The 22,724-nt window shown below is 30.2% G+C and carries 20 protein-coding genes, 1 tRNA gene and 1 rRNA gene; 6 read left to right on the top strand and 16 right to left on the bottom strand.

What is annotated here, in order from left to right; genetic code table 11:
* Window positions 1-584 precede the first annotated feature (584 nt).
* From ACREVX_RS02635 to ACREVX_RS02605, 7 genes are all read right to left on the bottom strand, one after another.
* Entirely contained in the window at window positions 585-1,718 is a 1,134-nt protein-coding gene (locus tag ACREVX_RS02635; protein ID WP_431542576.1) for a pyridoxal-phosphate-dependent aminotransferase family protein, read from the bottom strand.
* An 86-nt stretch (window positions 1,719-1,804) separates the two neighbouring features.
* The gene (locus ACREVX_RS02630; RefSeq protein ID WP_431542575.1) at window positions 1,805-2,605 is read right to left on the bottom strand and encodes a hypothetical protein; all 801 of its coding nucleotides are present in this window, start codon (window positions 2,603-2,605) and stop codon (window positions 1,805-1,807) included.
* A 102-nt stretch (window positions 2,606-2,707) separates the two neighbouring features.
* Window positions 2,708-3,151 (bottom strand): VanZ family protein, encoded by a 444-nt coding sequence (locus ACREVX_RS02625; RefSeq protein WP_431542573.1) that lies wholly within the window; start codon window positions 3,149-3,151, stop codon window positions 2,708-2,710.
* Window positions 3,152-3,303: 152 nt separating this feature from the next.
* The gene (locus ACREVX_RS02620) at window positions 3,304-3,615 is read right to left on the bottom strand and encodes a YbjQ family protein (RefSeq protein WP_431542572.1); all 312 of its coding nucleotides are present in this window, start codon (window positions 3,613-3,615) and stop codon (window positions 3,304-3,306) included.
* Complete coding sequence (locus ACREVX_RS02615; RefSeq protein ID WP_431542571.1) at window positions 3,596-3,823, bottom strand: hypothetical protein; 228 nt, start codon at window positions 3,821-3,823, stop codon at window positions 3,596-3,598. The genes ACREVX_RS02620 and ACREVX_RS02615 overlap by 20 nt, the downstream gene beginning before the upstream one ends.
* Window positions 3,824-3,921: 98 nt before the next feature.
* On the bottom strand, window positions 3,922-4,626 hold the full coding sequence (locus tag ACREVX_RS02610; RefSeq protein ID WP_431542570.1) for a glutaminyl-peptide cyclotransferase: 705 nt from the start codon (window positions 4,624-4,626) through the stop codon (window positions 3,922-3,924).
* 153 nt (window positions 4,627-4,779) lie between these two features.
* A complete protein-coding gene (locus tag ACREVX_RS02605; RefSeq protein ID WP_431542569.1) occupies window positions 4,780-5,091 on the bottom strand; it encodes a hypothetical protein in 312 nt (103 codons plus the stop codon).
* Between the two features lie 231 nt (window positions 5,092-5,322).
* Between ACREVX_RS02605 and ACREVX_RS02600 the strand changes: the two genes are divergently transcribed.
* Entirely contained in the window at window positions 5,323-7,872 is a 2,550-nt protein-coding gene (locus tag ACREVX_RS02600) for a YceG family protein (RefSeq protein WP_431542568.1), read from the top strand.
* A gap of 85 nt (window positions 7,873-7,957) precedes the next feature.
* Here ACREVX_RS02600 and ACREVX_RS02595 read toward each other — a convergent pair whose 3' ends face one another.
* Both ACREVX_RS02595 and ACREVX_RS02590 read right to left on the bottom strand, forming a co-directional pair.
* Window positions 7,958-8,797 carry a TerD family protein gene (locus ACREVX_RS02595; RefSeq protein ID WP_431542577.1) on the bottom strand — a complete coding sequence of 280 codons (840 nt, stop codon included), beginning with the start codon at window positions 8,795-8,797 and terminating at the stop codon, window positions 7,958-7,960.
* 23 nt (window positions 8,798-8,820) lie between these two features.
* Entirely contained in the window at window positions 8,821-9,480 is a 660-nt protein-coding gene (locus tag ACREVX_RS02590; protein WP_431542566.1) for an AIM24 family protein, read from the bottom strand.
* Window positions 9,481-9,906: 426 nt separating this feature from the next.
* Here ACREVX_RS02590 and ACREVX_RS02585 point away from each other — a divergent pair, with 426 nt between their 5' ends.
* The 4 genes from ACREVX_RS02585 (at window position 9,907) to ACREVX_RS02570 (ending at window position 14,339) form a co-directional block, all read left to right on the top strand.
* The gene (locus ACREVX_RS02585) at window positions 9,907-10,983 is read left to right on the top strand and encodes an HpcH/HpaI aldolase/citrate lyase family protein (RefSeq protein WP_431542565.1); all 1,077 of its coding nucleotides are present in this window, start codon (window positions 9,907-9,909) and stop codon (window positions 10,981-10,983) included.
* The gene (locus ACREVX_RS02580; protein WP_431542563.1) at window positions 10,943-12,286 is read left to right on the top strand and encodes a phosphoribosyltransferase family protein; all 1,344 of its coding nucleotides are present in this window, start codon (window positions 10,943-10,945) and stop codon (window positions 12,284-12,286) included. The genes ACREVX_RS02585 and ACREVX_RS02580 overlap by 41 nt, the downstream gene beginning before the upstream one ends.
* A gap of 40 nt (window positions 12,287-12,326) precedes the next feature.
* Window positions 12,327-13,466 carry a cysteine protease StiP family protein gene (locus ACREVX_RS02575; RefSeq protein WP_431542561.1) on the top strand — a complete coding sequence of 380 codons (1,140 nt, stop codon included), beginning with the start codon at window positions 12,327-12,329 and terminating at the stop codon, window positions 13,464-13,466.
* Between the two features lie 153 nt (window positions 13,467-13,619).
* A complete protein-coding gene (locus tag ACREVX_RS02570; protein WP_431542560.1) occupies window positions 13,620-14,339 on the top strand; it encodes an HAD family hydrolase in 720 nt (239 codons plus the stop codon).
* A 103-nt stretch (window positions 14,340-14,442) separates the two neighbouring features.
* Here the strand turns inward: ACREVX_RS02570 and ACREVX_RS02565 are convergent, their stop codons facing one another.
* From ACREVX_RS02565 to ACREVX_RS02550, 4 genes are all read right to left on the bottom strand, one after another.
* Window positions 14,443-17,226: a calcium-translocating P-type ATPase, PMCA-type gene (locus tag ACREVX_RS02565; RefSeq protein ID WP_431542559.1), complete on the bottom strand. Its 2,784-nt coding sequence runs from the start codon at window positions 17,224-17,226 to the stop codon at window positions 14,443-14,445.
* A gap of 119 nt (window positions 17,227-17,345) precedes the next feature.
* On the bottom strand, window positions 17,346-17,951 hold the full coding sequence (locus ACREVX_RS02560; RefSeq protein ID WP_431542558.1) for a TerD family protein: 606 nt from the start codon (window positions 17,949-17,951) through the stop codon (window positions 17,346-17,348).
* A gap of 67 nt (window positions 17,952-18,018) precedes the next feature.
* Complete coding sequence (locus ACREVX_RS02555; protein ID WP_431542556.1) at window positions 18,019-18,597, bottom strand: TerD family protein; 579 nt, start codon at window positions 18,595-18,597, stop codon at window positions 18,019-18,021.
* 81 nt (window positions 18,598-18,678) lie between these two features.
* Window positions 18,679-19,260 (bottom strand): TerD family protein, encoded by a 582-nt coding sequence (locus ACREVX_RS02550; RefSeq protein WP_431542554.1) that lies wholly within the window; start codon window positions 19,258-19,260, stop codon window positions 18,679-18,681.
* Between the two features lie 589 nt (window positions 19,261-19,849).
* Between ACREVX_RS02550 and glgD the strand changes: the two genes are divergently transcribed.
* On the top strand, window positions 19,850-21,025 hold the full coding sequence (glgD, locus tag ACREVX_RS02545; protein WP_431542552.1) for a glucose-1-phosphate adenylyltransferase subunit GlgD: 1,176 nt from the start codon (window positions 19,850-19,852) through the stop codon (window positions 21,023-21,025).
* A 69-nt stretch (window positions 21,026-21,094) separates the two neighbouring features.
* Here the strand turns inward: glgD and ACREVX_RS02540 are convergent, their stop codons facing one another.
* The 3 genes from ACREVX_RS02540 to rrf form a co-directional block, all read right to left on the bottom strand.
* Window positions 21,095-22,282 (bottom strand): mechanosensitive ion channel family protein, encoded by a 1,188-nt coding sequence (locus ACREVX_RS02540; protein ID WP_431542551.1) that lies wholly within the window; start codon window positions 22,280-22,282, stop codon window positions 21,095-21,097.
* Between the two features lie 132 nt (window positions 22,283-22,414).
* Window positions 22,415-22,490 (bottom strand) — tRNA-Lys (locus ACREVX_RS02535).
* A gap of 6 nt (window positions 22,491-22,496) precedes the next feature.
* Window positions 22,497-22,613, bottom strand: a 5S ribosomal RNA gene (gene rrf / locus ACREVX_RS02530).
* Between the last annotated feature and the right edge of the window lie 111 nt (window positions 22,614-22,724).

Raw genomic sequence — 22,724 nt, 5'->3', positions numbered from 1 at the left:
CTCAATTTAAAAGTTTACACTTTTTAACTAAAATAATTAATCTGAGACAACTGTTAAGTTGTTACTCAAGCTCATTACATACTTTTAGTCTTACGACTAATATTACTTTTCTATAGTAATTGACTGGCTTAGCAAAATATTATTTTGCTAAGTTTACCTATTTCTCTGTTTAATTTTCAAAGACCAACTTGCTTTGTCATCAAGTGACGACTTTTACTATTCTACTAGGCTTCTCCTGTTTTGTCAATATTATTTTACAATTCTTTTAAAATTAACTTCCAAGCTTTACCTTTATCGTCACTAGCTCGTGCCGACAAGTAACATTGTATCACGATTGCCTAATTACCATTAATTCTAATCTTTTATCTACAACAATTATATACAATATCCTTTATAATACTACTAATTATTAGATTTTTGTTACACTGATACACTAGGACTCGTATACACTGCTTTAATTAAATACACAAGGAACTTCTATAATATTTAATTTACCAGATGATATCTACGCTATATCCCTCGCGTATATTTCTTTTATAAACATATCATTAAATCATCTCCTGCGGAGCTAAAATATCATTAAATTATTGCTCATTTAAAAAAACTTCAACCATGTTTTTTTCACACTCAAATCCTAGTGCCTTTAGTGATGCTTGCAATGCTAATAGAGTATATGCAATTTTATCCTTTTTAGCATTTTCTCCCATATGGCCTATCCTTATTACTTTACCCTCTAAATATGCAAATGAACCAGCTACAAAAACATTAAATTCAGAGATCATATGTTTTAACAGTTCTTTACCATTTATACCGACAGGTATTTCTACAACTGTAACAGTATTAGAATAACCCTCTTCAATATATAACTTAAGTCCTGCTTCCTTTACAGCTTTTCTAGTTGCTTTAGCAATAGAGTTATGTCTTTGTATTATATCTTTATCAACTAATATATTATCAAAAGCCTGTCTTAGTCCAACAATGTCACTTATTGATGGCGTATATGGAAACCATTTATTATTATAATAATCCTTCCAAATAAGTAAATTACAATAATAAGATGCTATTGGCTTTTTTCTCTGATCCATTAATTTAAATGCAGCCTCACTTATACTTAGAAAAGTGAGGCCCGATGGAGCCGAAATACATTTTTGTGATGCACCTAATACTATATCTATTCCCCATTCATCTACTCGTATATTTTCTCCACCCATACCCGCTACACTATCCACTACAGTTAATATACCATTCTTCTTTAGCAATTTGCATATTTTATCAATATCATTTAAAACTCCTGAAGGAGTATCACAGTGTACTACCGTAGCATATTTAAAATCATGGTCTTTCTCTAAAAACTTTTCGAGTTCTATAATATCTATCTTGCGTTTCCTATCACCTTTAAAAAATACTACCTTTCCACCATACATCTTAACAAAGTCCCCGAACCCCTCTCCAAATATCCCATTATCAACTACTAATACCCTATCATCATTTTCAGTAAGAGATGCGCATGCAGCCTCAAGACCTAAAATTCCTTCTCCACTTAATATCCTAACTTCATTTTTAGTATTTAAAAAACTACCTATTTCCTCACAAGTCTCTTTATAAAATTCATAAAATTGTAAATCTAAATCTGGATTAGTTGTAGCAAGTGCTCTAGCCATCCTGACGTTTTCTCTCACCTGCGTTGGTCCTGGAGTCATTATTAAAGGTACTTTCATAATTTTCACATCCTTAAAATATTATCTTCTATAATTAATATAAATTATACCACTTATACCAGCTTTTAAAAAATGTATCCATACAATTAGTTCTTTATTAATGATAAAAGTAAACTTATTACATAAGTGATGATTGAAAAAATTAATGATACAATGAGAAACCCTATTAAAACAATATTATACTTCAATATACTTTGCGCCATAACAAATCTTGAAAGCCCAAGCACATTAAGTACTAATATTATTATGAATATTATAAATAATCCCTTAGAGGCCCCTTTAATATCCGCGGAACTAAGCGATATATGAGACGAAATACAGATAGCTAAAAACAAAAATAATATGAAGTATGGATTATCAAAATTATCAGCCGAAAAAATTATATGTATTAAGTCAACATAAGAATTTAGTATTCCCTTTATAGCAACCGCATTTATTTTAGTTATGAGCAAATTATTCATAGATATATTAATAAATTGACTATATGTCTGTGGAATAATTATATGCATCAAAGCAATAATAACAGAAATCCCTCCAAATATAGGTGCAATACCTATGAAGAAATTACCTGTTTGTTGATATATGCTATTAGGATTATACGCATGATTTACATACCCGAGCACTCCATTTTCATCTCTCTTTTGTACTAATACTATTTTTTTAATTTTATGTCCAAACAAAATACATATGGCTGCATGTGAGATTTCATGTATTGGAACTCCTATAATAGCTGTAATTGAAACCGCCTTCCATCCAAAACTTCTTTGAAAGTTTTCTATTGAATGATTCCTTAAAAATCCTAGAATGAATCCTACAATTATTATCATTCCATTCATGTATATAGTATCTAAACACGTTTTTATTATTAAATCTATTAAAACATTCATTTAATCGTCCTTTCAATCTTTTGCAAGTTGTCCACAATAAAATTACTTCTTATGGTTATACTGTGGATAACTTATTTATTTGATTTGATTATTGTGGATTATTTATTTAAGAGAAGAAGATTTTTTTATTGCTGAAATATACATAACAAGAAATGCCAAAAGTCCACCGCAAGTATCAACCATTACGTCTCTAAATGCAGGTCCTCTACCTGGAACAAACGATTGATGAAATTCGTCTGAGCATGCGTATAAAAATATAATTAATATGGAACTTATAAAAACTTTAATACTTGCATCTTTGTCTGCTTTTATAGCTCTATATAACAGAATGTATAAAATAAAATATTCAGTGCAATGCGCAGCTTTTCTAACTATAAAATCACTCATGGTTCCAAATATATTATTTAAATCAAGGCCAAGCAAATTGAACATATATATAACAAATTTATTATTTCCACTTGATACTTCCCCCGGTTGGCTAGAAAATAAAAATATTAATACCATCCAACCTATCACTAAAATCCAATCTATATGTTTTAATTTCATATATTTACTCCTTTAATTAACTACTTAATTTTTTTATAAGTATATAATGCTTGTACAATAAGCAGTTATACAATATTTTGATGTCACTCACTATAAAAACACCAGCAATAATTAATTATTACCGGTGTTTTTATAGTGTTAATAATTTATGACTATTTAATTTTTATTGCTGTACCGTATGCAATAACTTCTGCAGATCCTTGCATTATAGCGCTCGTTGCATATCTTATATTAACAATACCATCAGCACCTAGTCTCTCTGCCTCTTCCACCATACGTTTGCTTGCTATCGCTCTAGCTTCATTCATCATTTCTGAGTAGCTTTTAATTTCTCCCCCAACTAAGGTTTTAAAACTACTTAATATATCTTTGCCTACATTTTTTGACCATACTACTGAACCTTTAACAACAGATATGGTGTCTATCTCTTTACCACTAATATAATCAGTATTTACTAATATCATTTTCATCCCCCTGTTTTATCTCATTTATTCTTTCATACATATTGTAACCTAACACCCATATAATTCCTACTAAAATAATTACTACTAATGGTAATAAGAATGCTGGTCCCCCCTCCTGCCTTATTGTACTAATTATACCTACTGCATAAGCTCCAGATATTATAACAAAAATAAGTGTTATAAATATAGTTATAATGATTTTTTTCATTTTAACTCCCTCATCTCGAAATTATTTATTATATACATTATATCGCATATTTCTAATAATTAGGTTTGTTTATCTGTACACTTTCTACTTACGGTTATTCATATTAACTTTATCTCAAATATATTAGGCCACAACTTCCCTGTTACAAAAATACGATTCCTCTGCCTATCATACATTATTCCATTAAGTAGTCCTGCATTTTTAAATTCCTTAGGACTTAAAAGGCCCTTAAGATCTAGCCAAGCACTTACTCTTCCGGTATAAGGGCAAATTCTAGCAATTTTATTGCTTTTCCATATGTTAGCATAAATTTCCCCTTGTATAAACTCCATTTCATTTAAATTTGTAACTGGTCTAAATCCATCATGAACCTTGATACTATATACTACTTTGAAATTTTTAGGATTTATAAAATATATTCTATCTGTGCCATCGCTCATAATTAAATGCTCATCGTTATGAGTAAGTCCCCACCCCTGGGTGTTATAATAAAACTTACTAATCAGTTTAAAACTCTCTTTATCATAAATAAAACCCATATTCGATTTCCAGATTAACTGGAAAATTTTATTATCGTAAATTGTAATACCCTCACCAAAATATTCATCTTCTAACCTGCGGACTTTTAAAATTTCACCAGTTTTGAGATCTATTTTACGCAAAGAGGATTCCCCAAAGCCACCAGTGCTCTCATAACAAAAATCTGTATCATATACTAACCCTTGCGTAAAAGCGTTAGCATCATGTGGATAAGTGTTTATAATATTGTAATGATACCTTGGAATACTATTGAAATATATCATAATCCTCACTTCCCTACATAATTCATATTTTGTAATTATTATATGTATATTTCAATACTTTTGTTAATATAAAACAAAATTTGTTTGTTGCCTTAACTATATTTTACTTGAGATTACAAAAAAAACAAGTAATACAAACTTACCATTTAACCTTTATCCTAGAAATTCAGAATTTTCTACATTATCCGCTATTATTGCTTTTTTCATTATTGTAAGGTCTATTATTTGTTTGTCCTTATCAAATGAGCATGGATATTTTGCGCCACAATTATTGCATACTATAAATTCTCTAAAGCAAGTCTGCTCCCTATTATCAAATAAAAACGGAAGATTCTCTAACCCCACTTCATCTCTGGGAGTATTTACAGTCCCTATTTTATATGTATATACATAAGTGGCCTCATGTTTCATTTCGAAGTTTTTACTATTACATTTTGGGCATACTAGTGATTCATCTATTTTCAATTTATAACTCCCTCTCTAATATATTTGTTTTTTAACTTTCAAGTAATTCTTATTAGACTTAGAGTTTTATAGTGTTTTTATACATTAAATGATAAACTAGTTATAATATATATATATTTGTTTTAATAGATAGAGTATTATTTATTATTTTTTTATATGGATCTATATGACAACTTTTACTTCTATATTAATACCTATCATAGATGTAAAAATAATATTGGGGGTTAAGCTTTGATTAATACTAGAAAACAAGTAAATGCATCTATTTTAGAATCACAAAATTTGTTTGAAGATATATTTTCTCCTATAAATAAGAGATCTGGATTTATTAGGTCAAAATCTCCAAACGTACCTATTTACTTTTATAGGTATATTGGTACGTTGGATAATAAAGACACCTATTATGAAAATTTACATAAACTTAATGACAGACTGACCACACTAGGCGCTAGATATTTATACTTCACAAATGGAATACCAATGAAAATTTTATCTGTTTCTATATCTGAAATTGATTGGAAGGCTCTTCTAAGTTCAAGTCCGCTCCAAAGAAACAATTTATTTAGTATTCTTAAAAATAAAGGTCTATTACCAAATATAAAAAACAATTTTTTTAATGATTACATTGAGAGTAGCTTTGATGAAACCTTAGCTCTTTATTTAATAAATGAACCTAATGCATCGGAAACAGTAATTAAAAATTTCACGGTTAAATTCTTAGGGTGGATTTTTGCATTCGTTCCAAAAGCCTTTAGTACTGTTGACTATAATCCAAAACTTGAAAAGGATATTATTAATCCTAAGGTGCTTTTTTATGGTGAGATAAAAAAACATGAAATATATTTTTTAATATTTTTATCTAAACTAGGTTCGGACGTAATTTATATTAATTCAATGCCCGAAATGACTTTTTCTAAAGTTGACGTGCAAGGTGTTTATTCAAAGCTGATAACACTGCCTAAAACCTCTGTGCAAGTACCACTTAATTTTAAAACTAGTACTAGTAGTTTAGATGCTACAAAAGACAATGCTCGCAAGCCTGCAAGGGCTGATACATTGATAAAGCCTTCTATTATAGAAAATAAAGATACACATGTAGATAATAAAAGTATATCAACCGAGATTGTTTTTAAAGATTCTATAAATACTATGATTAAAAGCAGTATGAATATATTTGATGATTTAACAATACCTATCAATAAAAGAATAGGATTTCTAGGTGGATCTTCGCCTTTCATTCCAGTGTACTTTTATAGATATATAGGGGTAAAACAAAATGAAGATGATTATTATAATGACATATTTAGACTAGATAAAACCCTAAGTATTTTAGAAAATTTATATTTAAAATTTACAGATCCCTTGCCAATACGTACCGTACCAAAGTTAGTTACTAGCACCCTTAACATATGGCAATATGTAGATCCTTTTGATGTTTCATTAACTGGTAAACTTTCGACTTTATTTATGGAACATAAAATTTTCCCTACATCTAATCATAACTTAAATAACACTATGGCAAGTAGTTTTAATTATATGTTAGATATATACTGCAATGAAGAAAAAAATGTAACCTTATCTAAAATTAGAAATCTTTCTTTAAAAATACTTTCCTGGATTAATGACTTTGTTCCAACCCTTATGAAGAATTTTGATTTTCAAAACACTTCATCTGATGATATTATAAATCCTAAAGTTATATATTATGGTGATATAAAAAAACATGAGCTTTTATTTTTAATCTTTTTATCCAAATTAGGTTGTGATATTTTATTTATAAATTCGTCTAATGATTCTATTTCAGATATTTCAAGTTCAAGTGAGATATTTTCAAAGAGCCTTTTACTTGATTATAAATCCCCATTAAAGGGGTTCCCAAAGGAAGAATTATTAATAAGACAAGAAACCGTGGCGTTAAAAGCCTCAAAAGAATTAAAAGCGACCCTTTATACAGATGATGATGGTTTTTATAAACCTTGGCAATTTGAAGAATATAAAAGCCATCCTGCTACACTTAAAACTACCTTTTATGAACTCAAAAGTTTATGGAATGAGCCTGCAAGTTTGCGCACAGGTTTTAAAGTTGAGAATAAAACAGTATATATGCCAAACTTATTTGCAAAAATAAGTGGTGTGGATATTGATTTAACATCCTATTGGAAGGATTTCTTCACTCTGAAATCAGCTGAGGATACATTATTTATACCTGAAATTCCATTTACCATCGCCACTTACTCTAAAACTGACTTATACTCTTTAGCTTTTGTACTTGATAAAAATGGTTTGATTGATAAGCAAAAACTACTAACCCATAAGAGTTATAAGTTTTCTTATTTAAAAACTTCTCTTCAAAATACTATAATAGATAAAACAAATTATTTGATAAAAAGCGATATGTTTTTAAATATTATAGATAAAGAATTTAAACTGAAAATTTTAATGACTATTTTAGACCTTAATAAAGATATACTACAGCTACTTGCACAGTATGATTATCCTTCAAAAATACCTAAACTTCTTATTTATGATAATAATGAAACCACTTTTAGTGATGAGGACTCAATTGTTTTATGTTTTTTAAACATATTTGGACTTGATATTGCCATATTAACTCCTACTGGCTATAACAATATAGAGCAAAAAATAAGAGAAAAGTTCTATGATAATCATAAATTAGAAGAAGTTAATTTTAATCTAGATTTACCTAATTTAAATGATGAAAAGAAATACACAAAAGAAAAAACAAAGAATTTTTTCTCAAACATTTTTAATCATAACTAATTATATAAAACTTCATTAAAACAAATAAGACATCTATTTTAATAAGATGCCTTATTTGTTTTGATGTTAGTTTCAAAAAAATCTATTAAATCGTCTCTATACCATAATTATCGCACAAGGCTTCTAATCCACCTCTAAATCCACTACCTATACAATTAATTTTCCATTCATTTTTATACCTATATATCTCTGCCACCACTACAGCAGTTTCTATAGATAAATTTTCATTAAACTTATAACTCATAATTTCTTCTTTTCTATCACCTGCTATAATCCTAAAGTATCCATCAGACACATGTCCAAAGTTTTGATTCCTGTCACTAGCTTCATAGATAGTAACAGTAAAAGCTAACTTTTGAATATTAGGAGGCACTAGCTTTAAGTCTAATTGCACACTTTCATCATATGCATCTTTAAGATATGTATTGTGATCCTTTTTAAGAATTACTCCATCACAAGAACTCTTAGTATTTTCATAGAAAATAAAATCTTTTTCTGCTGTTTTATTATTTCCATCTACCATAAATACTGAAACATCTAAATCAAATTCACTAGCTCCAATATTCATTACGTTAAAATCCAAAGTCACTATAAGTTTTGAAACATTTTTAGCGTTTTCATTTAAACTTAGTTTTTGACCCTTTTTAACTTTAATACTTTTAGACTCATCCACAAGTTTTCTTTTGTCAATATTTTTTCTAGGTTTAATTGGAGTATTTACGTTAACTTCATCATTAATTTTAGGTTGTACATTTTTTACACTTTGGTTACTATTTATACTTTGTGGATTGCTTTCACCTGTCTTATTAAGAGCGCCTAAAGCTATTACAGAATTGTTTTCTGGTCTAATTGAGGTCTCAATAATTAATTTCCCATATTGCCTTTTTTGCGATGTTGTTTTTTTATTACTATTATCAATAATCATAGCCACAAAATTTGCCCCCCAACCTAATCTATTGAAACTTTGAGTCCTGAAGCCCTTTCACAAGGCTGAATAATTACAGTTTCTCCTGGTGAATTAAATTCTAGCATATATGTTTCACCAGATGTTTGTCCAACGAAGGTCTTCCAATTTACATCTGTTTTGAATTGTGGGTCTGCTCCTGTCCAGCAAACCACTGCATCAGGATCAACAACGCAAGGTGTTTCTAAAATAATTGGATTTCCACTTGTAGTTATAACTACTTGAGGGTTACTACCAATTGCTGTTAAATTTGATGTAAACATTCCCTTTTGAGATATAACTCCTGATCCCATAAATCTTACACCATACTTACACCCCGTTGAGAATGCAAGCAAATTTTCTCCTTCGACTCCTATACTTTGGCCTTGTTGCAACGTAATTATACTAACATGTTGAGCTCTACTTGCCATATAATAACTACCAGTACCAGTTACCTTCATAATGGGAATGTTTTCTCCTGACAGCTTCCTAGCTGCTAGATTCATAACAGATTTGAATATATTGTTATTACTATTTGTATCCAATAATACTTTTTCCTGAGTGAAACTACCAGTGTATGCTACCATAGCACCCAATTTTGCAAAAAATTGTCCATCACCCTCTGCAATGCAAGTAAGCTCCTGATGATTTTTAAAATTAATCATACATATTGACCCCTTCCTTCATTTTAATGTACCTTTATTTATAATAACGCTATATTTTGTCTATAATTCCATGTTATTTATTCTACATTTACATTATAACATACGTTAATAACCTCTCCTTTGTAGCTTTTACAATCTAATAATCGTAATTACTTGAACATTAAATTATTATGAATCTAAATGTTAGATTCATGATAAAATCGCGTTGATTATTCTTATTTCCATCCTTTTATGTTATATTGTTTATATAAGTAATTACTTGAAAATATTATATTTTGCCGCGCTGCCTCATTGTGGCACATGTTTCATTTACCTGGGCTTTTATTATAATTTTATAACAACTATGTTATAATTATATATCACATTCAGAGCAGACTTTACTCACCTGTCTACTTACAACATAATTTTACTAAACGGAGGACAACTATGCGTTACTTTGATAATATTAATGATTTACAAAATATCTTTTTTAAAGTTCCTTCATCTTATGGGCTATCTTCCTCAAAGGAAGAATTATCCTATGCAATAGGTGCCTGTTTATATATGCCCGGTACAAGGAAAAATTTACTTAATGATGTACTTATAGGTAAAAAAATGGGTGCTAACACAATTACTCTTTGTCTTGAAGATTCTGTATCCTTAGCCCAAGTTGTTGAAGCTGAAAATAATATTATATCCTTGTTTAAGGACATAAAGTCTCGAGCGTGCGATGATAATTCTTTTATCGATAGTCTACCACTTATTTTTATTAGAGTCCGAAGCATAAGTCAATTTCAAAAACTACTTGACACGTCATGTTTAACAGGGCTTTGTGGGTTTATCTTCCCTAAATTTGATGCTACCCTTGGCGAAAAATATCTATCTACATTAAAAGAATACAATAACTCTAATAAAAGAACCTTGTATGCAATGCCAATCCTTGAAACTCCTAACATAATACACATGGAAACTCGAATAGCAGAACTCATTCGCGTAAAACATATCATAGATAATTATAAAGACTCTATTTTAAATATTCGAATTGGTGGAACAGATTTTTCTGGACTATATAACCTTAGGCGAGGCAAGGAGTTTACCATATATGATTTATCTGTAGTAAAAGATTGTATTACTGATATAATAAATGTCTTTAAACGAGATAATTATATTATCTCTGGCGTTGTTTGTGAATACTATAGCAATGTTTTAAATTTACACAATAACATTCTTATAAAAGAGACTCTTTTAGATAAAACTAATGGACTAACAGGTAAAACTGTTATACATCCAACTCAAGTAAATATAGTAAATTCACTTATGGTGGTTTCTAAAGAAGATTATATTGATGCCGCAAGTATTGTTAACTCATCCGTTGATGGGGTAATAAAAAGTGATTACGCAAATAAAATGAATGAAATAAAACCCCATGAAAAATGGGCTAACGAAATATTACTAAAATCTAAAATAATGGGGGTATTTGAAGATGGAAAATCTTTTCGGGAATTATTGCAATCGATCAATTAATTATAATATAGACAACAGCCTAAAAATCGCTCTTACTATAACCGAAAACAATTGTGCCGTGCCTGTATCAAAGTTATTTACTATGTCCGCTAGGGAGAATAAAAAAAGAGACTTTTTGTTTGTAAGTAAAGTTATAGGAAAACATATACCGATGGTTCCAGTTACTCTAAAAATTGTTGGTGCCTTACTTGCTCGTCTATGGGTTAATGCGCGAGAACATTCTTATACTTATCCTACCACCCAACTAGTTAATGAACTTATTTATTTAGATACAGCTCGCAGCACTAGTGCAATAGATAACAACTTATTTACTCCTATTAAACTTGCTCGCAAGACTCTTTTTATAGGTTTTGCAGAAACTGCTACAGGCCTTGCTCAATCCGTATTTGAAAATTTTTCTAACGCTGCATACATTCACACAACACGCGAGAACATAACTTCTATAGAACCTGCACTATTTTTTAACGAAGAACATTCTCATGCTGTAGAGCATTCGCTTTTCCCTTATAAAAGTGATTTTTTTAATGACTTTGAAGACATAGTCCTAATAGATGATGAACTCACTACAGGTAAGTCTGCACTAAATTTAATACGTTGCCTTCCCGGGAAATATTTTGGAATTATATCTCTACTCGATTGGAGAGATGCTAGCAGCTATAAGATGTTTAAAGATGAAAAAGATATAGATATACTAGTATGCTCTTTAATAAAAGGCGATCTTAAGTGTGATAAACTTAAAGATATTATTAGCGATGATATCATCGCGGCGCCAAGTAATACCAGATTAATTCCATCTTCAAACTATGTTTTTAAAATGGCTAGCTCTATAGATGGTTATAACAAATCTACTGGTAGATTTGGAATTACTTCAAACGATAGTTTAGAAATTATAGAGGAAATTAAATCAGTGTCTGAGGTATTAATTAAAGAAAGAACTACAGGCAATTGCCTTTGTATAGGCACTGGCGAGTTTATATATATGCCTTGTAGTATAAGCGCTTTGCTTGGAAACAATGTTTATTTTCATTCAACTACAAGAAGTCCCGTTCATTCTAGAAACATAGATGATTATGGCAATAAAAATAAGGTTGCTTTTCAAAGCCCTGGTGATGATTCAATAACTAACTACCTTTACAATATACCTGATAATTTTTATAACCAAGTATATTTTTTCTCTGAGAAACCTTTAACCATAAAAAAGGAAGAAGAATTAAATAGAATTTTTTCATACTTCCATATTAAGTCTATTATTTTTGTATGTTGGAAAGGTTTGAAAAAAAATAATTGCCCAATTAATAATTAAAAATTATCCATAAAGAATATAAATAAAGAGGTGTATTTAAATGAATCAATGCGATTTTTCTGGCAGCTACTCTAAAAAAGATGCTATATTCCTTCTTAAAGACATATCAAATTTGATAGTAGAACAAGACAATGAATTTAGAGAAAACGCTATACAAAGTGGAGTTCATTATTCTGAAATGTTACCTATAGAATATACACCCTCAAAAGAGTATATGGACATTTTCTATAACACGCTTGAGCGATCAAAAATTAAACTAGCTAATCTCGTTGCAATACTAAGTGAGAGAATTATAGAGACTCGAGGCAAAAATATTATTTTAGTTTCCCTTGCTAGAGCAGGTACTCCTATTGGAGTATTAATTAAAAGATATTTAGAGTTTAAATATAATATCTCTCCAGCTCATTACAGTATTTCGATAATACGTGATAAAGGCATTGATAAAAATGCACTTATGTATATATTAAAAAAACATCCAACCTCAGAAATACAATTCATCGATGGATGGACAGGCAAAGGTGTTATTGCGCATACCTTAATAAAGGCATGTAAAGAATATAATGAAGAATATAATATAACACTTAACTCAAGCCTTGCAGTATTATCTGACCCTGCTCACTGCACTTTAATTTACGGTACAAGAGAGGATTTTCTAATACCAAGTGCTTGCCTTAATTCCACCGTTTCAGGTCTGGTAAGCCGAACTGTGCTCAGTGATAAGTATATACACATGGATGATTTCCACGGCACAAAGTTTTATAAAAAATTAATTTCCGTGAATGTTTCTAATTTCTATATAGATGAAATATGTAACTGTTTTAAAGATATCAATGAAGATTATAAACAGTCACTGATAAATTCGCAGTCTTCTAAAGAAGTAGCAATCGATATTGAATTTGATTCTAATTATCTAAGTTGCAAGGGACTCCGAGACATTGAAAGTATTAAAACTAAATTTAATATAAATAATATTAATCTTATAAAACCTGGAATTGGAGAAACAACGCGAGTACTCCTTAGACGATTGCCATGGAAAATACTTGTAGATTCCTTTGACAACCCAAACTTAAAACATATATTTAAGTTAGCCCAGGAGAAAGATATTCCTGTGGAAATATATACTGATATGTGTTATTCCTGCTGTGGAATTATCAAAGCAAAAGAAAAAGAGGATATGTAACCAACAATTAAAGGATGTGTTTTTATAATATTTGCCTCTGACCTTGATAGTACCCTTATATATTCTTTAAAACATTGCACCTTAATTAATGAAAAACACCTTGTTCCTGTGGATTTTTATAATGATCAAATGTGTAGCTTCATTACTAAACCCATGCAAAGCCTCTTAGAACATATAAATGAAAGTATGATTTTTGTACCCGTTACCACAAGGTCACTAGCTCAATACTCGCGGATTAAATACATATATGATGAACTAAAACCCAAATATGCAGTTGTAGCAAATGGAGGTATTATTCTTAAAAATGGAGTAGAACTTACTGATTGGTCAGATATAAGCTATGGTAAAATTAAAGAAGTTGTTTCAATTGCTGATATGATAAGATTATGTGGTTTCTTTTTAGAAAGTGACATCGTAAAAACATATAAAACCTGTGAAAATCTTTTTATATACTCTATTTTAGACGAGGATAAAATGGAAAACTCTATGCTAAGGGGAGAAATTGATATAGATTATTTTGAAATATTACGATTATTTTGCAAAGATTATAATTATAGTGTGTCTAAGCAAGGTAAAAAAGTATATATAGTACCCTATTGCATTAATAAATATGACCCCATAAGCTATATAAAACAACTCGAGAATATAAATGTATTACTCTCTGCGGGTGATTCAATACTTGACTACCCCTTGATTAAAAATTCAGATTATGGAATAATTCCATATCATGGAGAGTTATTACGTACTCTTTCGACTATAGAACTTGATGGTTCTATATATATTACAAAGGAATCTGGAATATTTGCAGGTCCTGAAATCTTAGATGTAGTTCATCAAAAATTCCATGAAATTAAAGGAACTTCTCATGATTAGGTATGTTCGCTATATAATATAAACTTAAAAACATTAATTATCCATTATCAATTAAAATGCCAGTATTGACTTTTAAGTCAATACTGGCATTTTTGTTATGCTATTATGCTACTTTATTTTCCTCTTCTTCTTGTTCTAATTGCGTTTCTTGTCTTTTTTTTACAAAAGGCCTCATAATCAATTTTACGATTTCATTCATAACTATTACAAGTGAAGATAATACAATTATCTTTAGCCACATAGTAGCACTTAAAGGCACTGCATTAAAGAACCCTGAGAATATTTCAGTTACAATTATTTGAGCCACAGCTGTTCCCCCGATTATCTTTAAGAATATAGTATTTTTAAAGATATTAGGCAGTATGCTATCGCTTCCAAATTCTCTACAATTAAATGAATTAAACAATGCACTAAAAGCAAATACCGCAAATAGAACTGTCTGCATTTCATTTGATCCTGTAACTCCATCTTTCGGGAATCCAGCTCCTAATATATCAAACTTCATCTGAATCATGATAATACCCGTTATATATAGAGCATTAGCAATCATGCTTGTAATCATCTGTTTAGTTATAATGCTAGCTTTTCTATTAGTAGGCTTTCTCCTGAGTACTGCATCTCTTACTGGTTCTAGTCCAAGTGATAGCGCTGGTGGACCATCCATTATAATATTTACCCATAACAATTGTATTGTAGTAAACGGCATTTGGAAATCAAATAATACAGATAAAATCGCTGTTAAAAATGCAATTATATTAACAGTTATCTGAAATTGAATAAATCTCTGGAAGTTCTCATAAATACCTCTTCCCCATTTAATACCCTTTACAATAGTTCCAAAACTATCATCTGTTAAAATTATATCTGCAGCATTCTTACTAACCTCTGTACCCGCTATACCCATAGCTATACCTACATCAGCTCTTGTAAGTGCTGGAGCATCATTTATTCCATCTCCAGTTACAGCTACTACCTCTCCATTATCTTGAAGAGCTTCAACTATTCTCATTTTTGTATCAGGTTTTGAACGTGCTACTATTGATATAGTAGTTATTTCCTCTCTAAGTTCCTCATCTGTTAATGTATCTATATAAGTTGCTTCTACTGCTCTATTATTACCAGTTAATAATCCTAGTTCTTTTCCTATAGCAATAGCTGTAATTATATTGTCACCTGTAAGCATTTTTGTAGAAACCCCTGCTTTTTTAGCAGTTTCCACAGCTTCCTTAACATCAAGTCTTAGAGGATCCCTTATTCCTACAAACCCCGTAAACACCAAATTATCCTCAAGTGTACCTTGCTCAGACGCCATAGCTACTTCTTCACTTATATTTCTATATGCAAATCCAAGAACTCTCATAGAATTTTTTTGAAGTTTTCCAATTTCGTTTAATATCTCATCACGCCTAACCTGACTGAGCTCTACTTCCTCACAGTTAACATGTTCGAACTTGCATAGTTCTAGAATTATTTCAGGTGCTCCCTTTGTTAATACTGTGGCGCCTTCCTCTTCTTCTATAACAGTACTCATTCTTTTACGTTTTGAACTAAATGGAATTTGATGAGCTATATTTGCATTTTGCCTTTCTTGTACGTAATCACAGGCATCATTGTATAAAAGAAGAGCACACTCCGTTGCACTACCTAGATACTTAACTTCATTGTCATCTCTTTCAATATCTGCTGTAGAGTTTACAAGGCAGTTATCTATAAAATAGTTATTTGTATTACTTAATTCATCACGGCCTTTAAACTTACCATTTAAATAAACTTTTTCCACTGTCATTCTATTTTGAGTAAGTGTACCTGTTTTATCTGAGCATATAACACTTACTGAACCTATTGTTTCACAGGCTTCTTTTTTAGTAACAAGTGCATTTATTTTAGCCATTTTCTGCATAGTTATTGCAAGTGTCATATTTATCATTGTTGGAAGTCCTTCAGGAACAGCTGCAACAATTAAAGCAACGCATACAACAAAGGCAGTTTTTATTGGTCCAACAGACTCTAAAAAGGCAAATACACCGGTTGTATCCGGTGATATCTCTTTAGCTACAAGCATCTTTATAATCATAACTATAAATAATATTGCAGCTATTGCACTTGATACTTTGGAAATTTTACCACCCAAATCTCCTAGTTTTGCTTGAAGGGGTGTTTGTAAATCTCCTTGTTCAAGATTTCTAGCTATTTCTCCCATCTGAGAGCTATCCCCTGTGGAAGTAACTACAAAACTAGCCCTACCATAAGCAATAAGTGTTCCTCCAAAAACCATATTCTTTTGTTTTGCAGGAATTGGGTCTTGAACTATAATTTTGTCTTTAGACTTTATATTTTCCATTTCTATTACAAGTTCTGAGTCTTTACTAACATCCTCTGATTCTCCTGTAAGCATGTCCTCTCTAACCATTAAATCTATACTACTTACAAGTCTTCCATCTGCTGGAACCATATCTCCAGTCTCAATAGAAACTATATCTCCTGGTACTAGCTCATTTTTATTAACTTGAACAATTTTCCCGTTTCTTAATACTTTTACCTCTATATTCTCTGTCATTTTTGATAACGCATCCGCAGCCTTTTGTGATTTTCCTTCTGTGAAAATGCCTATACCAATTCCTATTGCTACAGCGCACACTATACCAATAGCATCATGAAACTCTCCTACTAATGCACTAATTACAGCTGCCGCTAAAAGTATTACCATCATAGGTTCGGTTATTGCTTCCTTGATACTATCCCATATAGATCCCTTTTCTTGTTTAGTAAATTCATTTAGACCATATTTTGCAAGTCTTTTCTCAATCTCAGAACTCGATAATCCTTTGCTACTATCAACCTTAAGGTCATGTAAAACTTCTGAGCTCTGCTTATTAAAATATTTCATTTTATCCACCCTTCTGTAATATGTATAAGTTTATTTTAAACTAAAATGTAGAAAATGATAAATTCATCATTTTCTACATCACTAGTGTATTATAGATATATAACTTAAGCTAAATTTATCTATTTATATTTCTTAGCCATTTCACCTAAACCAGCGGAGGCATCTGATTCTCCTACAGCTGTAAATTTCCATTCTCCATTATTTCTATAAATTTCAGCAACAAACAAGCCAGTTTTACCAGAATATTCTTCTGTTAAGTTAAAACGAAGCATTTCTTTATTGTCTGAAATATTTACTAAACGTATGAACGCATTTTCTATCATACCGAAATGTTGTTTGCGTTCAATTGCAGCATATATATTAACTACAAAAACTAGCTTAAATACATCTTTTGGTATGATAGATAAATCAACCATGATTTGTTCATCATCTCCATCACCATCACCAGTAAGGTTATCGCCCATATGTTGTATACTACCGCATTTACTCTTTAAATTTCCGAAATAAACCATATGGTCTTTCCCACGAAGCTTATCATTCTCATCTAGCATAAGAACAGAAGCATCACAATCTACTTCTGCTTGCTTACCTCCAAATAGTCCTCCAAGTAAGCCCTTTGGTGATTGTTTCACTGGGTCCCATCCAAGTCCTACCATTGTCTTTTTTAAACCTGGATTATCTTTTGTAAGATTTACTCTTTGACCTTTTGTTAAATTTATTCCCACTTTATCCATCTCCTTTAAATATTTAGTATTTATAAAAACACACTAATTAATTTATTAATTATATATCTTAGGCATCAAGACCATAATTTTTACAAAGAGCCGCTAATCCGCCTTGAAATCCGCTTCCTGTTGCACTAAATTTCCATTCACCATTATTACGGTATATTTCACAAAACACTAATGCAGTTTCTACTGAGAAATCTTCTGATAGGTCGTATCTTAAAATTTCTTCATTAGTTTCTTCATTTACAACCCTAACAAAAGCATTAGAAATCTGACCAAAGTTTTGAGCACGAGCTATTGCATCATCTATAGTTACTGTAATTGCTATTTTATCAATATCTGCTGGTATTTTACCGAATTCAACAATTAGTTGTTCATCGTCTCCTTCACCTTCACCAGTTCTATTATCACCAGTATGTATAACTGCTCCTGTAGAATGCTCTAAATTATTATAAAATATAAAATCTAAGTCATTATTAGTTTTTCCATTTGAACCTACTAAAAACGCTGAAGCATCTAAATCAAACTCAGCTCCACCTGAATATTTATTGGTATCCCACCCAAGTCCTATAACTGCTTTCTTTAAAGACGGATTTGACTTAGTTAAATCTATTTTTTGACCTTTACTTAAATTAATTGTCATATTTATTCCTCTCCTATTCTTATATGGTGAACTTATTAATTTCTATATATTTGAGTATACATTATCAGATATACACTATTATTAATTTACACTAATTCCAAAATTCTTGCAAAGTGCAGTTAGTCCGCCCTCAAATCCACTTCCTACTGCGCTAAATTTCCATTCTCCATTGTTACGATAAAGCTCTGCAACTACCACTGCTGTTTCTATACTATAATCTTCACTTAGATCATATCTTATTAATTCTTCATTATTATTCTCATCAAGTATTCTTATAAATGCATTAGACACTTGTCCAAAATTTTGAGCTCTCTCGGCAGCCTCATGAATGGTTACAGTAAAGTTTATCTTTTCAACAGAAGTCGGAACTTTACTTAACTCGATTTTAATTTGTTCATCATCGCCTTCACCATCTCCAGTTTTATTATCACCTAAATGTGTTACAGCTCCAGATGCATCCTTAGGATTATTATAAAAAATAAAATCATTATCAGATGTTACTTTTCCATTTGCTCCAACTAAGAAAGCCGCAGCATCTAGATCAAAGGCAGCGCCACCATCGTATTTATTAGTATCCCAACCAAGTCCAACAATAACATTAATGAGACCAGGATTTCCTTTAGTTAAATCTACTTTTTGACCTTTTTTCAAACTAATTGCCATAATATATTCCTCCTCAAAACCACCAAAATGGTTATATTAAACATTTTGTATATATAAATTTTAAAAATAACTTTACCTTAAAAATGTAAAGCTCACTATTGATTATTTCCAAAAATTCACAAAATAATCAGTTAAATTGTAAAGTTAAGAAAAAAAACTTTATTTTAGTTTGAATTACATTATGTAATTCAACTCCAATAAAGCAATTTCATTATCATAAGTATAACATCATTACCTAATAAATACTATATTATGCAAGTAAAAATCACTTATCTACATGTGTACTTTTAGTAAACAATTAGTGTTACTATTATTAAATCGTTAATAAAACAGCTTTTAAATTACAATGTACTATTATAATTTAAAGAATGTATCTGCTTTATTTGCTTCTGATACATTTGACCCCTTATAAAAAATTATAAGTTATTATGAATTTATTTTCATATTTTGATATTTATGGTAATTTTGTAACTTATAGTGTAATATATATAAGTATAGCGTAATAATAAAACTTTGGGCATGCTAAAAAAATTAACTCAGTATAATTACGGTTATTTTAAAAGGATGCGCTTGATAAGGAGGTATTAAAGTGCAAAAGAAAGATATGATTGAAATGTTGCTACCAATTGAACAAAATACTAAACTAAAAATGCTTAATGATTACATGGGAATCTTAAACTTAAACGAAAACGACACAAATATAATAAATCTTGCTAAAAGTAGGTCACTCGCTGCCATTCCTATAGCTTCTAGGTATAGAATTATTGATTTCGCCTTATCTAATATGGTTAATTCTGGTCTCAAAAACATTGGTGTCTTTACTCAAAGTAAATCACGTTCTTTAGTAGATCATCTAGGTACAGGTAGGCCTTGGAATTTAGACAAAATGCTTGACGGACTCTTTGTTTTTAATTCTCAAATTGCAAATGAAACTATAAATAGTGCAGAAACATTATACAACAATATGGAGTACCTATATAAAAGTCAAGAAAAAAACGTTATTCTTTCCCCCTCTTATATGATAGGCAATATAGATTACATAGCAGCAGTCAACTATCATGAAGAAAAAAATCAAGATATAACCGTCATATACAAAGAAATTGACAATGGAATGGAAGATTTCATAAATTGTGATGTATTAAATTTAGATGATAAACGTAATGTACAAAGCGTAGGTAGAAATATTGGAGCTTACAATAATATAAACATTAGCACTGAAATGTTTATTATGAAAAAAGAACTTTTTATATCACTTATAAATAAATGCATAAAAACTGGTTCTTATCCAACCATTAAAGATGTAATATATAAAAATCTTGATAATTTATCAGTAACAGCTTATGCCTTTAAAGGTTATCTTCAATGTATTAATTCAATAAGTTCTTATTATAAAATTAATATGGATTTGCTAAACATGAAAACAACTAGAGAGTTGTTTTTTAGTAATGGACCTATTTATACAAAGGTTAAGGATCAACCCCCTACTAAATATTGTGACAGCAGCAAAGTTAAAAATTCTATAATTGGTGACGGTTGCATTATCGAAGGTCTTGTTGAAAATAGTATTATATCAAGGGGAGTTTTGGTTAATAAAGGAGCCGAAATTAAAAACAGTATCATCCTTCATAACTGCCAGATTAGAGAAGACTCCAAACTTTTGAATGTTATTATAGACAAAAACGTAATTATAGACAAAGGAAAAACTCTTCATGGTGATATTGAATTCCCACTTGTGATAGAAAAAATGGCTTATTTAAAATATTAAAAATATAACAGCAGCAACTTAAAAGTTACTGCTGCTATATTTTTTTAATGTTTTGTTTTTTAGCTTTCTTTAATCATTTTCATTATTAGTTTCTATGACAATTTTCTTTTTGCTAAGCATTTCTTTTAATTTAAAATCGTCTTGTGTTTGTTCATATAATTTTTCCAAATAAATAGTTTTAGACTCAAAAGGCATTGTCACTCCATCTTGCTGCAACATATCTATTACTTTGAAGTTTACATTTTCTTTTACCTTAAGGTATTCTTCATAATCTGGTGTGTCCGCAAAATAACATACTAAAATATCTAAACTAGTAGCACTAAATTTATCAAACCTAACGATAATACCTGTCTTACTTACCTGTTCGTCATTTTGTAATATATTTATAATATTTGTAATACAATTCTCTAATTTTTCCATAGGTGTTTTATAAGTTAGTTCTAAAGTCATACTAACTCTCCGTTTTCCTCTTCTACTAAAATTAGTTACGGCCTCATTAGTTAATATTGTATTAGGCACTATTACTAACGCCTCGTCAATAGTTCTTATTTTAGTAGTTCTAAACGAAATACTTTCTATACTACCTTCTAGATACGCATTACTAACCCAATCCCCAATAGTAAAAGGTTTATCTAATATTATAAAAATACCTGCTATAACATTAGCTGCTGCATCTTTAGCGGCTAGTGCAAAGGCTAAACCACCTAGTCCAAGTCCAGTAACAAACCCCTGAATGTTATAACCCCAAGTTTCAGCTACCATAGTAATAACTAATGCTATCAGTACTGCTCTTAATGTTTTGGACATAAATGGGAATAATATCTTATCTACCTTTATATCATAAGCTTTATGCATTTTCTCAAATAGGACAGAAGATTCTTCCGTAAGATTGTACAGTCCCCAAGAAATCAAAATTATTACAGCCGAGCTAAAAAGCTTATCTATAAAAAGAATATTAATTGGAATACTTGCAATAATTAAGAGTTTAGACGCAAAATAAAATCCTAATACCCCAAAGAAATTAGTTACAGGTTTATGAAACGCAGAAACTATTTTTGTATCTGTACTAAATTTTGTTTTATTTACAAGTTTTAAAATTAATCTAAATACATATTTAGCAAATATTTTTTTTAACAATTCAAATAATATGAATACTACAATAGCCATAATTATATATTTTATTTTGTAAGAACTTATATTATCAAACATATATTGTATTTCATCTTCTGAAAAAAAACTGGTTATGGATTTAAACAAAGAATCTCACTCCCCTTTTTTCACACGTTTATATATATATTCATTTTAATCTAATAATGCTATTTTCTCAATGGTTTATATTGTAAATTTTATAATATAAATAAAAAAAACACTTCTTTATGAAGTGTTTTTTGGTGGCTTACCGGGGAATCGAACCCCGGACACCATGATTAAAAGTCATGTGCTCTACCAACTGAGCTAGTAAACCATATTTACCTGGCGACAACCTACTCTTCCACAAGGTTACCCCTGCAGTACCATCGGCGCATTGAAGCTTAACCTTCGTGTTCGGTATGGGAACGGGTGTTACCTTCATGCCATAATTACCAGATGAGAATATAAATATTCTCTGAAAATTGCACAGTGCTGGTCTTTTCGCTCTCGCTCAAAGCCTCTGCTTCATTCTTACGAATGAAGTATGTATCGCAAAATTAATATGTTT

The sequence above is a fragment of the Clostridium sp. genome (assembly GCF_050717545.1).
Classification (GTDB): domain Bacteria; phylum Bacillota; class Clostridia; order Clostridiales; family Clostridiaceae; genus Clostridium_AD.
This window is presented reverse-complemented; position numbering and strand designations above follow the sequence as displayed.